The sequence below is a fragment of the Marmoricola sp. RAF53 genome (assembly GCF_052114005.1).
Classification (GTDB): domain Bacteria; phylum Actinomycetota; class Actinomycetes; order Propionibacteriales; family Nocardioidaceae; genus Marmoricola.
This window is the reverse complement of record NZ_JBFRDX010000020.1, coordinates 57,168-68,318: the sequence shown is the minus strand read 5'-3', so window position 1 is coordinate 68,318 and position 11,151 is coordinate 57,168. Positions and strand designations below refer to the sequence as shown.

16 protein-coding genes and 1 pseudogene are annotated in these 11,151 nt (G+C 70.9%); 12 read left to right on the top strand and 5 right to left on the bottom strand.

Annotated features, from left to right (window positions below):
- Positions 1 to 370 precede the first annotated feature (370 nt).
- A pseudogene (locus AB4Y76_RS16540) lies at positions 371 to 535 on the top strand (hypothetical protein); the annotation flags it as partial.
- 57 nt (positions 536 to 592) lie between these two features.
- On the opposite strand, the gene AB4Y76_RS16535 reads toward AB4Y76_RS16540, so the two are convergent.
- Positions 593 to 1,234: a dihydrofolate reductase family protein gene (locus AB4Y76_RS16535; protein ID WP_441927221.1), complete on the bottom strand. Its 642-nt coding sequence runs from the start codon at positions 1,232 to 1,234 to the stop codon at positions 593 to 595.
- A gap of 104 nt (positions 1,235 to 1,338) precedes the next feature.
- On the opposite strand from AB4Y76_RS16535, the gene AB4Y76_RS16530 reads away from it, so the two are divergent.
- The 4 genes from AB4Y76_RS16530 to AB4Y76_RS16515 are packed head-to-tail and all read left to right on the top strand — an operon-like array spanning position 1,339 to position 3,209.
- Positions 1,339 to 1,530, top strand: a complete 192-nt coding sequence (locus AB4Y76_RS16530) for a hypothetical protein (protein ID WP_441927220.1) — start codon at positions 1,339 to 1,341, stop codon at positions 1,528 to 1,530.
- Positions 1,531 to 1,583: 53 nt separating this feature from the next.
- The gene (locus tag AB4Y76_RS16525; protein WP_441927218.1) at positions 1,584 to 1,901 is read left to right on the top strand and encodes a hypothetical protein; all 318 of its coding nucleotides are present in this window, start codon (positions 1,584 to 1,586) and stop codon (positions 1,899 to 1,901) included.
- Positions 1,902 to 1,925: 24 nt separating this feature from the next.
- Positions 1,926 to 2,573 carry a VOC family protein gene (locus AB4Y76_RS16520; protein WP_441927216.1) on the top strand — a complete coding sequence of 216 codons (648 nt, stop codon included), beginning with the start codon at positions 1,926 to 1,928 and terminating at the stop codon, positions 2,571 to 2,573.
- Between the two features lie 60 nt (positions 2,574 to 2,633).
- Positions 2,634 to 3,209 (top strand): hypothetical protein, encoded by a 576-nt coding sequence (locus tag AB4Y76_RS16515; protein WP_441927214.1) that lies wholly within the window; start codon positions 2,634 to 2,636, stop codon positions 3,207 to 3,209.
- Between the two features lie 6 nt (positions 3,210 to 3,215).
- Here AB4Y76_RS16515 and AB4Y76_RS16510 read toward each other — a convergent pair whose 3' ends face one another.
- On the bottom strand, positions 3,216 to 3,995 hold the full coding sequence (locus tag AB4Y76_RS16510; RefSeq protein WP_441927212.1) for a DinB family protein: 780 nt from the start codon (positions 3,993 to 3,995) through the stop codon (positions 3,216 to 3,218).
- Positions 3,996 to 4,045: 50 nt separating this feature from the next.
- Here AB4Y76_RS16510 and rnhA point away from each other — a divergent pair, with 50 nt between their 5' ends.
- Both rnhA and AB4Y76_RS16500 read left to right on the top strand, forming a co-directional pair.
- Positions 4,046 to 4,501, top strand: a complete 456-nt coding sequence (gene rnhA, locus AB4Y76_RS16505; protein ID WP_441927210.1) for a ribonuclease HI — start codon at positions 4,046 to 4,048, stop codon at positions 4,499 to 4,501.
- Between the two features lie 141 nt (positions 4,502 to 4,642).
- Entirely contained in the window at positions 4,643 to 4,804 is a 162-nt protein-coding gene (locus tag AB4Y76_RS16500) for a hypothetical protein (protein WP_441927208.1), read from the top strand.
- Here AB4Y76_RS16500 and merB read toward each other — a convergent pair.
- Positions 4,759 to 5,415: an organomercurial lyase gene (merB, locus tag AB4Y76_RS16495; RefSeq protein ID WP_441927206.1), complete on the bottom strand. Its 657-nt coding sequence runs from the start codon at positions 5,413 to 5,415 to the stop codon at positions 4,759 to 4,761. The genes AB4Y76_RS16500 and merB overlap by 46 nt on opposite strands.
- Positions 5,416 to 5,438: 23 nt before the next feature.
- Between merB and AB4Y76_RS16490 the strand changes: the two genes are divergently transcribed.
- From AB4Y76_RS16490 to AB4Y76_RS16470, 5 genes are all read left to right on the top strand, one after another.
- Positions 5,439 to 5,726, top strand: a complete 288-nt coding sequence (locus tag AB4Y76_RS16490) for a DUF1905 domain-containing protein (RefSeq protein ID WP_441927204.1) — start codon at positions 5,439 to 5,441, stop codon at positions 5,724 to 5,726.
- Positions 5,727 to 5,831: 105 nt separating this feature from the next.
- A complete protein-coding gene (locus AB4Y76_RS16485; protein WP_441927202.1) occupies positions 5,832 to 7,139 on the top strand; it encodes a hypothetical protein in 1,308 nt (435 codons plus the stop codon).
- Positions 7,140 to 7,190: 51 nt separating this feature from the next.
- Entirely contained in the window at positions 7,191 to 7,694 is a 504-nt protein-coding gene (locus tag AB4Y76_RS16480; RefSeq protein ID WP_441927200.1) for a VOC family protein, read from the top strand.
- 9 nt (positions 7,695 to 7,703) lie between these two features.
- Positions 7,704 to 7,928 carry a hypothetical protein gene (locus tag AB4Y76_RS16475; RefSeq protein WP_441927198.1) on the top strand — a complete coding sequence of 75 codons (225 nt, stop codon included), beginning with the start codon at positions 7,704 to 7,706 and terminating at the stop codon, positions 7,926 to 7,928.
- A gap of 60 nt (positions 7,929 to 7,988) precedes the next feature.
- Positions 7,989 to 8,633 (top strand): TetR/AcrR family transcriptional regulator, encoded by a 645-nt coding sequence (locus tag AB4Y76_RS16470; RefSeq protein WP_441927196.1) that lies wholly within the window; start codon positions 7,989 to 7,991, stop codon positions 8,631 to 8,633.
- Between the two features lie 270 nt (positions 8,634 to 8,903).
- Here AB4Y76_RS16470 and AB4Y76_RS16465 read toward each other — a convergent pair whose 3' ends face one another.
- Both AB4Y76_RS16465 and AB4Y76_RS16460 read right to left on the bottom strand, forming a co-directional pair.
- Positions 8,904 to 10,136, bottom strand: coding sequence for a cytochrome P450 (locus AB4Y76_RS16465; RefSeq protein ID WP_441927194.1), 1,233 nt, complete (start codon positions 10,134 to 10,136; stop codon positions 8,904 to 8,906).
- A gap of 129 nt (positions 10,137 to 10,265) precedes the next feature.
- Positions 10,266 to 11,150, bottom strand: coding sequence for a TIGR03619 family F420-dependent LLM class oxidoreductase (locus AB4Y76_RS16460; RefSeq protein ID WP_441927192.1), 885 nt, complete (start codon positions 11,148 to 11,150; stop codon positions 10,266 to 10,268).
- Between the last annotated feature and the right edge of the window lies 1 nt (position 11,151).

Below are 11,151 nucleotides of genomic sequence, written 5' to 3'. Positions count from 1 at the left end.
CAACGTCACGCCATGCTCACGGCGTCGGGCGACGTTCACGACGTCGTCACGGAACTCCTTGGGGAACGGCTTCGGCACGGGGCACATCCTTCCAGCGGCACCGCTCGGCACCACAGATCAGATGTCACCTATCCGTGCAGCAGACCCTTGCTCCCGAATTGCCCCGTTGGGTCAGGGACCACCAACGGCAGCCAATCTCACGAAACGCAAAGCCGCAGGGTCAGGGTGAGAGTGCAATCACTTCCAGTCTGTGCACTTCACGGGGGACAAGTTCCGCTTCAACGTGTGGCTACCACTAGGAGGTGGATGACATGACCGCACGCATTCCCACGCACCCGGGAGCCATCCTGCGCGAAGACGTGATGCCCGAGCTCGGGCTGGGCTCACGGCGACGCAGGTGGCGCAGCACCTCGGCATCTCGCGGGTCAGGCTGAGCCGCGTGCTTTCGCGAGCACTCCGCGATCTCGCCCCAATCTCGCGCTGCAGAGCGCTCACGACCTGGCCGTCGAGCGCAAGGCGGGTGTCCCCAAGCTGAAACCGCTCGACGTGGCATGAGCGACTGCCGCGCGGACCGAGTCTGAGCGCCCCGCCGTCAGCGGCGGAACGTCAGGTGGACCGTGCCGCTCTCCGCGGTCTCCGCGGTGACGTCGTACCCGGACTCCAGCCCGCGCAGGTCGTCCCAGAGGCGGATGCCCCGCCCGAGCAGGATCGGGGCGATCGCGACGTGGAGGTGGTCGACGAGGCCGGCGCGGAGGAAGTCCCGGACGACGGTCGGGCCGCCGCCGATGCGGACGTCCTTGCCGTCGGCCGCCTCCAGCGCGCGGTCGAGTGCTTCCTCCGGCGAGGTCGTGAGGAAGTGGAACTCGGTGCCGTTCGCGAAGGAGATCGCCGGCCGCGCGGTGTGCGTGAGGACGAGCACCGGGATCCGGAACGGCGGCTCCTCGCCCCACCATCCGCGCCAGTCCGGGTCGTCGGGGAAGTTGTGCAGGCCGAACATGCCGGCGCCCATGATCTCCGCGCCGACCTCCGCGAAGTACGCCTGCGCGTAGGCGTCGTCCACCCCTGTGGTGCCCTCGCCCGAGGTGTCGTGCAGGACGCGTTCGCGGAAGGTCCGGGTCGCGGTGTACGCGCCCACCAGGCGGGGCCAGTCGTCGCCGAACGGGTTCTCGGGCGTCTGGTCGGTCGTGGTCGCGAAGCCGTCGAGCGAGATGTTCAGGTCGACACGGACTGCCATCGGTACTCCCTCACTGGGGGTGGGCGGATCGATTTTCACCCTACTGAAGGGCCCTGTCGAGGCGGTGCGGACCGGCTTTCCGCCCGGGTGGAATGATTGACCGCATGACCAGCGACGACCCGAACGCACCGGTCGCCGACGACGACTTCCCGGAGTTCTCCGCGCCGCCACGGCACCGGCCGCCCGCTACGCACAAGGCGATGGAGAAGGCGGCGGCGCCGGTGAGCGACGAGCAGAGCGCGGTCGACGACGTGATCGCGCGGCTGCGCCGCGAGCGCGCCGAGGGCAAGCGCTGAACCCCGAGCATGGCTGGGACCGCACCGACGCCTGGGTCTTCGCCGCGATCGGGGTGCACCACCGGCGTTGCTCGCTCGCCGAGGTCGTGGCGTCCGGCGACTGGATCAACCACGCGGTCCTGACCGCCGAGGAGCTGTCCGCCTCTCTCGGCAAGCTGGTCGGCGCGGAGCTGGTCCGCATCTTCGAGGACTGGACGTTCGAGCTGACCGACGACGGCGAGAGCCTGTGGTCCGGCCCCGGGCCCGACCTCCAGGGCCGGCTCGACGCGGTCGTGGACGACCTGTCCGTGCTCGAACCCGGGCGGGCACGGGTCGACCTGCCGCCCGCGGTGCTGGCGGTTGCGGTCGAGGCGTACCGCGACTCCGTCTGAGGCGCGCTCGGTAGGGTCCCGTCCGTGCACGTGACCATCGACGAGCTCGTCGTCGCCGACGACCCCTCCGCCTGGACCGCCGCCGGCTTCACGGTCGACCCGGACGGTGTCTGCCGGATCGGGACGGTGCGGGTGCGCCTCGTCGGCCGCGTCCGCGGCAAGGGCATCGTGGCGTGGTCGTTGCGCGGCGCCGGCGCCCTCGACGGCGCCCTCGACGGGGACCTCGACGGGATCCCGACGACGCTCTCGGACGCACCTCCCGCGACGCCCGCGACCCACCCGAACGGCGTCACCCTCATCGACCACGTGGTGCTGCTCTCGCCCGACCTCGCCCGCACGGTCGCGGTCCTCCGGGCAGTCGGCCTCGAACCACGCCGCGAGCGCGACGGCGAGCTCGGGGGAGCGGCCGTGCGGCAGGTCTTCTACCGGATGGGCGAGGTCATCCTGGAGGTCGTCGGCTCCCCGGACACCTCCGGTGACGGCCCGGCGAGCCTCTGGGGCCTGACGCACACGGTGGCCGATATCGACGCCACCGCAGCGCGGCTCGGCGACCGCACGTCGCCGGTCAAGGACGCCGTCCAGCCCGGCCGCCGGATCACGACGCTGCGGCACCGCGAGCTGGACCTGTCGGTCCGGACGGCGCTGATCTCCCCGGACCCGCGGCACGGCTGAGTCCACAGGCTGACCTGAACGCGTCGGCGCGGGGCTAGGTTCTCGCCCATGATCCGCAGCATGGATCCGACGGTTCGCTTCGACGCGCGCGACGGCTTCCCCGTGGTGACGTTCGGGACCGGCCCGATCACGCCGGCGGACGTGCTGGTTCTGCTCGATGAAGAAGATGGGCCGCAACGCCCTGAGGGCCAGACCACCGACCGTCGCCGTGCGGCAGAATCCGAGCAGGGAGGTGAGGACGTGGAGGACGGGCTGCTGACCCGGCTCGTCGGGTTCCGGCTGTACTCGGTGCAGTTCGGGCTCGACCACGTGCAGCTGCGGTTCGAGACCGACGCGAGCCCGCACATGCCGGTGCTGAACTGCGACGCGCTCCCGCGGCTGCGCACGCCCGACGGCTCTCTCGCCTCCGGCGAGCCCGGGTACGCCGACGCGTTCATCGGCCTGATCGAGGAGGACGTCACCGCGGTCGTCGAGGCGGCCGGTGCCGGCTTCGTCGTCGTCCTCGGCGGCACCAAGGTCGTGCTCGACCCGAGCCCGGAGGAGGTGTTCGGCGAGGAGATCGCGATGCTCAGCGGGTTCTTCGACGGCAGCTCGTGGATCTGGCGTCCGGGCGAGGAGCCCTTCGAGCACCTGTGAGCGAGTTCAGCCGGCGCGCTCCTCGAGCACGTCCAGGTCGCGCTCGGCGTAGAGCCGGTGCTCCCACTCCTCGTGGATGATCGCGCCGAGGCACCGCTGCACCGCGAAGCTCTCCGGCTCCGGGTAGCCCGGCTCGAGGACCGGCGTGGTGCTCCCGGCGAGCCGCTCGTCGGTGAGCCCGGCGAGGACCTCGGTGACGGTCGACTGCCGGTCCGCCCGCAGGACGAGGACCTCGTCCAGGGTCGGCCGCACCGTGCGGTCGCGCGGCACCGGCGGGGAGTCGGCCATGTCGTCGTGCGGCAGGTCCAGCGGGTCCCACGGCGTCGGGTCGCCGAGCAGCGCGCGGCGTACCCAGGCGTCGGTCGCGAACACCAGGTGGCGCTGGGTCTCGATGAAGGACCACTCGCCGTCGACGCTCTCGTGGAGCGCCTCGGCGGGGAAGGTGCGCGCCCGCTCGACGGTGCCGGCCCACAGCCGGAGCAGGATCGCCCAGGCCTCGCGGAACCCGTCCGCGGTCCGGGGACGCATCTTCGGCCGGTCCGGGTACCGGCGGTCCAGCTCGGCCTCCAGCAGCGGCTCGATCTCGACGCCCTCGATGCTCAGGCCGGTCAGGTCGCAGCCGCTGATCCGGACGTCGGTCAGCACGGCGTCCTGGACCCGCGCGCCGGTGAGGTAGACCTCGCGGAAGTCGGCACCGGAGAGGTCGACCTGGCGGAAGCGCGCGTCGTTGAGGTACACCTCGTCGAAGGACGACCCACGGAGGTCCTGCTGCTTGAACTCGCTCATCCGGGCAGCCTTGCACGGCCCGCCGACACCGGTGGGGGAGGATGTCCCGCGTGAACGAGGACGTCGTGGTCATCCACACCGATGGCGGGTGCACCCCGAACCCGGGCCCCGGGGGGTGGGGCGCGGTACTCCGGCAGGGCGAGCACTCCCTGGAGCTCAGCGGCGGTGAGCCCGGTGAGACCACGAACAACCGGATGGAGCTGACCGCGCCGATCATGGCGCTGGAAGCGCTCAAGCGGCCGGTCGTGGTGCATCTCTACACCGACAGCACCTACGTCCGTAACGGCATCACGAAATGGTGCCTCGCCTGGGAGCGCAACGGCTGGAGGACCTCGGCCAAGCAGCCGGTGAAGAACGTCGACCTCTGGCAGCGCCTGCAGGCCGCCTGCGCGCTGCACCAGGTGGAGTGGTTCTGGGTGAAGGGCCACGCCGGCGTGGCCGACAACGAGCTCGCCGACGAGCTCGCGACCCGCGGGATGCAGCAGGCGATGGGCCTGGTCGGCTAGACCACGGCTGGACCACTTGCTGGACCAGCTCGCCCCTTGCGTGGCGTGCTTACGCGGGAGAACCTGCAGTCTCGTGCAGCGCAGATTCGTGCAGCCGCTCACCCGTTGTCGGGCTCGCGGGGCCGCTCGCAGAATCGAGCCATGGACCTCGACGTGCAGGCACGCAGCGCCTTCCTGGCGTTCGCCGTGCTGTTCCTCGCGGCGGTCCTGGTGATGACCTTCCGGATGGACGCCGTCGGCGTCGACACCTCTGCCGGTCAGAGCCCCCAGAACGTCCCGGTCAGCCCGACGCCGCTCAGGTAGTTCCTGGCGTGCGCCGGCTCGCGGCGTACGTAGCCACGCTCCAGGCGCCCGTCGTACCAGTGCTCGGCCAGGCGCCACAGCGTGGCCAGGTCCAGCACGTCTCCTCGTCCCTCGCCGGTGGCCGTGAGCCAGGCGTCGACGCACTCCTCGGAGCAGAAGATCCGCTGGTTGCGGCAGGTCCGTACGACGTTGTCCCACATCCGTGCGGTGGGGACCAGGAAGTGCGCGACCTGGTCGCCCTCCGGCGGACCGGCGGTGCCGACGTTCCAGGCGTGCGGGCTGCCGCACGCCGGGCAGGTGGTCGCGACCAGCACCGGGCCCTGGTCGGGCAGCAGGTGCGGCAGCGCGAACGAGTCCCAGGCGCAGCCGCCCCACCAGAGCGCGGTCCGGCCCATCACCGAGAAGCCCAGCGGGATCGAGGAGAACGGGTGCGCCATCACGACCTCGCCGTCCGCGCCGAGGACGACGTGCCGGGCGTTGGCGAGCGAGATCAGGCCGGCGCGGACGGAGCTCTGCATCGTGGTGAGCTCGACGGCGAGCTCGGCGATCCGGGGGATCCGGCCGGCGGCGAAGGCGTGGTAGACGGCGAGCCGGAGGTCCTCGTTGTCCATGGTCCGAGCCTAGGCTCCTGGGCATGGACGTGGAGTTCAGCGGCGAGATCTTCGAGTGGCGCGGCCCGGCGCCGCACCATTTCGTGACCGTGCCGGACGAGGACTCCGCGGCGCTCGAGGCGACCGCGGCGGCGGTCAGCTACGGCTGGGGGATGATCCCGGTCGCGGCCGAGATCGGCGGCACCCGGTGGACGACCTCGCTGTGGCCCAAGGACGGCCGGTACGTCGTGCCGCTCAAGGCCGCGGTCCGGAAGGCGGAGGGGCTCGAGCCGGGGGACACGGTCGCGATCCGGCTCACGGTCGACCTCTGAGCCCGAAAACTCGTACTTTTCGGGGGGCAGGGGGCCGTCCGTACCTCCTTAGGCTGGCCGGAGTGCCGAGCTCGTCCTGAGCCTGCGCTCGCCCGAGGAGGTCCGATGCCGGAGGATACCGTCGTCCTGGAGCAGCCCGCTCCGCCTCCGCCGGCGGCACCGGCCGCCGCGCCGACCGGGAGCTCGTCCTTCGGCCGCTCGGTCGCAGTCGTCGTGCTGCTCGTGCTCTCGGCCGTGCTGACGACGCCCGCGCTGGTGGCGTACTGGGGCCAGCGGACCATCAACGACTCGCAGCGCTACATCGACACGACCGGTCCGCTCATCGCGTCGCCCGAGGTCCAGAAGGCGGTCGCCACCAAGGTGACCCAGGCGATCCAGGAGCAGGTCGACGTCGAGGCGCTCCTCAACGATGCGTTCTCCGGCGTGATCGCCGACCGGCCGCGGCTGCAGCTGCTGGTCGGGCCGATCTCGGGCGCGGTCAACGGCCTGATCGAGAGCCAGGTCAACCAGTTCATCGCCTCCGACGCCTTCGAGCAGATCTGGACCCGGGTCAACATCCGCACCCAGCAGCTCCTCGTCGCCCTGCTCAACGGCGACGACACCGGACCGGTCACCATCTCCGCGGGGGAGGTCGTGCTCGACGTCACCCAGATCATCGACGCGGTCCAGGCCGAGCTCGTCAACCGCGGTCTGACCTTCGCCGACCGGGTCCCGATCCCGGACAAGGACCGCCAGATCGTGCTCCTCGACTCCGACTCGCTCAACCAGGCGCAGAACATCTGGGCGTTCACGAACCCGGTCGCGAAATGGCTGCTCTGGGTGGTGCTGGTCATGCTCCTCGGTGCCGTACTGGTCTCGGTGCGCAAGGCCCGGACGACCGTCTGGGTCGGCGCGATCCTGCTGGCCAACGGCCTCCTCGTCGGGCTCACCCTCCAGATCGGCCGCCAGTTCTTCGTCAACCAGCTGAGCGGCACGGTGTTCGGACCGGCCAGCAAGATCTTCTACGACACCCTGCTCACCTACCTGCACCGCGGCGGCCAGGCGCTCGTCCTGCTCGGCTTCCTGGTGATCCTCAGCGGCTGGTACGCCGGCCGCACCGCCTCCGCCCGAGCCACCCGCGGGTTCCTCTGCAACGGCCTGGAGACGGTGGGTGCCTCGGTCGCGATCCCACAGGTCCGCAGCGTCGGGAAGTGGGTCGCGGCCAACGCGGCCTGGCTGCGCGGCGTGATCGTGGCGCTGTCCTTCGTCGTGCTCTTCTGGGGCAACCAGGTCAACCGGGAGCGGTTGTTCTGGTGCTTCGTCCTCATGCTCGTCCTGCTGGCCGTCGCCCAGGTGCTCGTCGGGGCCGGCCGGGCGCCGGACGAGCCCGAGGACGCCGCCGCGCCGACCGGGACGGAGCCGGCGCCGGCCTGAGGGGCTCCGCGTACCGCCCCGCGCCGCCCGCCGGTGGGCCACACTGTGCGCATGATCCAAGGGTTCTCGCACATCGGCATCGGTGTCTCCGACCTCGACCGCTCGATCCGCTTCTACACCGAGGTGTTCGGCTTCGCCCAGCTCTACCGGCTCGACTTCGAGAACAACGAAGTGGCGACCACGATGGAGCAGGAGGGCGCGTTCCGGTCGGCCATGCTGCTGCGCGACGACGTCCGGATCGAGCTGCTGCAGTGGGTCGACGTACCGGCGACCGGGTCGGGGGAGCGCAAGCCGATGACCGACCTCGGCTTCACCCACCTCTCCTTCCGCGTCGACGACCTCGACGAGCTGACCGAGCGGATCCTTGCGGCCGGCGGTGCCGTGGTCGAGGAGACCCGCACGGTCCTCGGTGACCCGGCGGACCCGTCCTCGACCCGGCTGATCTACCTGACCGACCCGGACGGCACCCGGATCGAGCTGATGCAGAACGTCCCCGACCTGTCCGGCTTCACCGCGGAGCAGGTCGCCGCGATGACCGCCGCCGCCACGAGCTGACCGGCCGCGATGGAGGACTACCCCCACCGTCCCCGGAGCAGGGTCCTCCGGTCCCGGCTCTGGCTCTCGCTCTGGATGGTGCTCGCGGCCGCGGCGATCGCCCTCGGGGCCCTACCGGACGGCTCGTTCGTCCCGGCCGGGGTGATCGTGCTGGTGCTGGTGGTCGTCTACGTCGTGGTCTTCGCGGTGCGGATGCGGCGGCTGCCGAAGGACGACCCCCGGGACGAGTACTGAGCCCGTCCGACTTCGGCGTGCTGGCCGTGCGCTCGTCCGCCAACCCCTAGGGTGGGTCGGATGGAGATGACTGCGCAGCGACGACGCGGCCCGCGGGTCGACCTCGACGTGCGCGAGGTGCTCCTCGACGCTGCCGAGGAGCTCTTCGGCACCGAGGGCGTCGACGCCGTCTCGCTGCGTTCGGTGGCCCGCGCCGGCGGTGTCGCCCCGGCGGCGCTCACCCACCACTTCCCGACCAAGCGCGACCTGCTCGACGCCGTGGTGAAGCGCCGCGGCGAGGAGGTCGCCGAGGCGATCCGGGCCCGGTTGGCCGCGCTCCAGGGCCGCGACGACCTGACCACCCGCGAGCTCGTCGAGGCGGTGCTGATGCCGTTCGTCGAGGCGGTCAACGCCGACCCCGTGCGAGCGATCCACTGGCTGCGCATCGTGATCACGATCGCGCTCAACGGCGACGAGATCGTCGCCGGCATGGTCGCGGGCGACGGCGACATCGCCGACCTGTTCACGGCCGCCGCGACCGGCGTACCGGACCTCCCGCCGAACGCGGTCGAGCTGCGGGCGCCGATCGCGATGTTCTCCATGCTCACCGCGCTCGCCACCGCCGACCTCGGCGGCTACGGCCGGCCCATCGGGGCAGCGGGCATCGACCCGGAGTTCGTGGACCAGCTGGCGCTGTTCACGAGCTCGGGGCTGCGCGCCTCGTAGTCGCCCGCGGCGCGCATCTCACCGGGTTTCGAGACAGGCGCGGAGCGCCTTCCTCAACCGCCGGTGGTTGAGGAGGTTGCGCAGCAACCGTCTCGAAACCCGGCGACTGACGTGTTCAGCGCCTTCCTCAACCACCGGTGGTTGAGGAGGTTGCGCAGCAACCGTCTCGAAACCCGGCGACTGACGTGTTCAGCGCCTTCCTCAACCACCGGTGGTTGAGGAGGTTGCGCAGCAACCGTCTCGAAACCCGCTGGCGCGTCTCAGCTCAGCTCACCCCAGCCGCACCGGCAGGTGCTTGATCCCGTTGATCCAGCTGTGCCGGAGCCGGTCCGGCGGGCCGAGGCGCTCGATCTTCTGGCACTGGTCGGCCAGCTCGTTGAAGATCAGGTTCATCTCCACGCGGGCCAGGTTGGCGCCGATGCAGTAGTGCGCGCCGTGGCCGCCGAAGGCGAGGTGCGGGTTCGGGTCGCGGAGGATGTTGAAGGTGTACGGGTCCTCGAAGACGTCCTCGTCGTGGTTGCCGGAGGCGTAGAAGAGGCCGACGCGCTGGCCCTTCTTGATCAGCTGGCCGCCGACCTCGACGTCGTTGGTCGCGGTCCGCTGGAAGACGTTGACCGGGGTGGCCCAGCGGATCACCTCGTCGATCATCGTCGACGGGCGCTCCTTGACCCAGAGGTCCCACTGGTCGGGGTTGTCGAGGAAGGCGTCCATGCCGTGGCTGATCGCGTTGCGGGTGGTCTCGTTGCCGGCCACGGTCAGGATCACCACGAAGTAGCCGAACTCGTCGTCGGTGAGGCCGCGCCCGTCCTTGTCGGCGTTGATCAGCTTGGTGACGATGTCGTCGCGGGGGTTCTCCTTGCGGTCCGCGGCCATCATCATCGCGTAGCCGAGGATCTCGGCCGCGGCGACCTCGTTCTGGCCCTCGAACTCCGGGTCCTCGCCGGCGAGCATCTGGTTCGACCAGTGGAAGAGCTTGCCGCGGTCCTCCTGGGGGACGCCGAGCAGGTCGGCGATCGCCTGCAGCGGCAGCTCGGCGGCGACGTCCTCGACGAAGTCGACGTCGCCCTGGGCGAGGGCGTCCGCGACGATCGTCCGGGCGCGGTCCTTCAGGCCCTCCTCGAGCGCCATGATCGAGCGCGGGGTGAAGCCGCGGCTGATGATCTGCCGGGTCGCGGTGTGCTCGGGCTCGTCCTGGTTGAGCAGCATGACCCGCTGGAACTCGATCATCTCCCGCAGCATGCCCTCGGGGAACCGGATGATCGCGGAGTTCTCGGCGCTGGAGAAATTCTTGCTGTCCTTGGAGACCCGCGCGACGTCGGCGTGCTTGGAGATGGCCCAGTAGCCGGTGCCGCCCTCCATGCCGTCACGAGCGGACTGCGGCTGCTCGACCCAGTGCACGGGGGAGGTACGCCGGGCGAGCGCGTGCTCCTCGAGCGGGACGCCGATCAGCATCCGGTCCGGGTCGGTGAAGTCGAAGCCGGCGGGGATCTCGGTCGCGGTCATCAGGTCCTCGTCTCGTCGTGGAGCGTATTTGGGCAGGCGAGCAAATAGCCGAAAGACAGTCAACCACAGTGACCCAGGTCACGGCCACGGTTTGCGCCCGGTTCGGGACCTTCGGCCACGCCGGTCCGGTCAGCCGTTCAGGGGAACGAGGACGTCCTTCGCGAACCGCTCCAGGCCGTCGAGCTTCTGGTCCAGCGAGGCGTTGCGGCCGAAGTAGTACATCCACGGCTGGGTCATCACGTCGGTCACGCCACCGGCCTCGGCCGCGGCGAAGTGCTCGGGCAGGAAGGCGTCATCGAGCGCGGCGACCACGGTCGGCCGGGGACGGTCGGCCTCGCCGGTCCGCTCGCGGATCTCGCGCAGCCGGGCGGCGATCCCGATCGCGTCCTCGGTCGAGGAGATGTCGCCGACCCAGCCGTCGTACCGGGCGGCGCGGCGCAGGGCCACCGGCGTCAGCCCGCCGACGAGGATCGGGACCGGGTGCTTCGGCAGCGGGCGCATCGTCAGGCGCGGGGTCGGGTAGTGCACAGCGCCGGATTGCGGGTCGCTCTCCGCCCACTCCTGGGTCCAGAGTGTGCGCAGCAGGGCCAGGCCCTCGTCGGTGCGCTTCCCGCGGGAGTCGAAGTCCTGGCCGAGGAGCTCGAACTCCTCGCGGCACCAGCCGGCGCCGACGCCGAGGCGGACCCGGCCGCCGCTGAGCACCGCAGCGGTCCCGACCGACTTGGCCACCTGGAACGGGCTGCGCAGCGATGCGACGTAGATCGAGGTGAAGAACGAGAGGTTCGTGGTGACCGCGGCCATCGCCCCGAACAGCACCCACGGGTCCGGCCACTCGGCCCGGTGGTCCCAGCGCCGGTCGCCGGAGGCTTCGTAGGGGTACGGCGTCGCGATCGTCTCCAGGTCGACCACGTGGTCGCCCACGCAGAACGAGTGGTAGCCGAGCTCGTCCGCGGCCCGGGCCAGCGGGACGAGCTCCTCGGTGGGCACGAAGGCGCCGACGATGGTGAAGTCCACG

Excerpts from the sequence above, each read along its gene's own strand:
- AB4Y76_RS16535 (WP_441927221.1), bottom strand. The coding sequence starts at position 1,234 with ATGGCAGTCCGTGTCGACCTGAACATCTCGCTCGACGGCTTCGCGACC.
- AB4Y76_RS16530 (WP_441927220.1), top strand. The coding sequence starts at position 1,339 with ATGACCAGCGACGACCCGAACGCACCGGTCGCCGACGACGACTTCCCG.
- AB4Y76_RS16515 (WP_441927214.1), top strand. The coding sequence starts at position 2,634 with ATGGATCCGACGGTTCGCTTCGACGCGCGCGACGGCTTCCCCGTGGTG.
- AB4Y76_RS16510 (WP_441927212.1), bottom strand. The coding sequence starts at position 3,995 with ATGAGCGAGTTCAAGCAGCAGGACCTCCGTGGGTCGTCCTTCGACGAG.
- AB4Y76_RS16500 (WP_441927208.1), top strand. The coding sequence starts at position 4,643 with ATGGACCTCGACGTGCAGGCACGCAGCGCCTTCCTGGCGTTCGCCGTG.
- merB (WP_441927206.1), bottom strand. The coding sequence starts at position 5,415 with ATGGACAACGAGGACCTCCGGCTCGCCGTCTACCACGCCTTCGCCGCC.
- AB4Y76_RS16490 (WP_441927204.1), top strand. The coding sequence starts at position 5,439 with ATGGACGTGGAGTTCAGCGGCGAGATCTTCGAGTGGCGCGGCCCGGCG.
- AB4Y76_RS16485 (WP_441927202.1), top strand. The coding sequence starts at position 5,832 with ATGCCGGAGGATACCGTCGTCCTGGAGCAGCCCGCTCCGCCTCCGCCG.
- AB4Y76_RS16480 (WP_441927200.1), top strand. The coding sequence starts at position 7,191 with ATGATCCAAGGGTTCTCGCACATCGGCATCGGTGTCTCCGACCTCGAC.
- AB4Y76_RS16475 (WP_441927198.1), top strand. The coding sequence starts at position 7,704 with ATGGAGGACTACCCCCACCGTCCCCGGAGCAGGGTCCTCCGGTCCCGG.
- AB4Y76_RS16470 (WP_441927196.1), top strand. The coding sequence starts at position 7,989 with ATGGAGATGACTGCGCAGCGACGACGCGGCCCGCGGGTCGACCTCGAC.
- AB4Y76_RS16465 (WP_441927194.1), bottom strand. The coding sequence starts at position 10,136 with ATGACCGCGACCGAGATCCCCGCCGGCTTCGACTTCACCGACCCGGAC.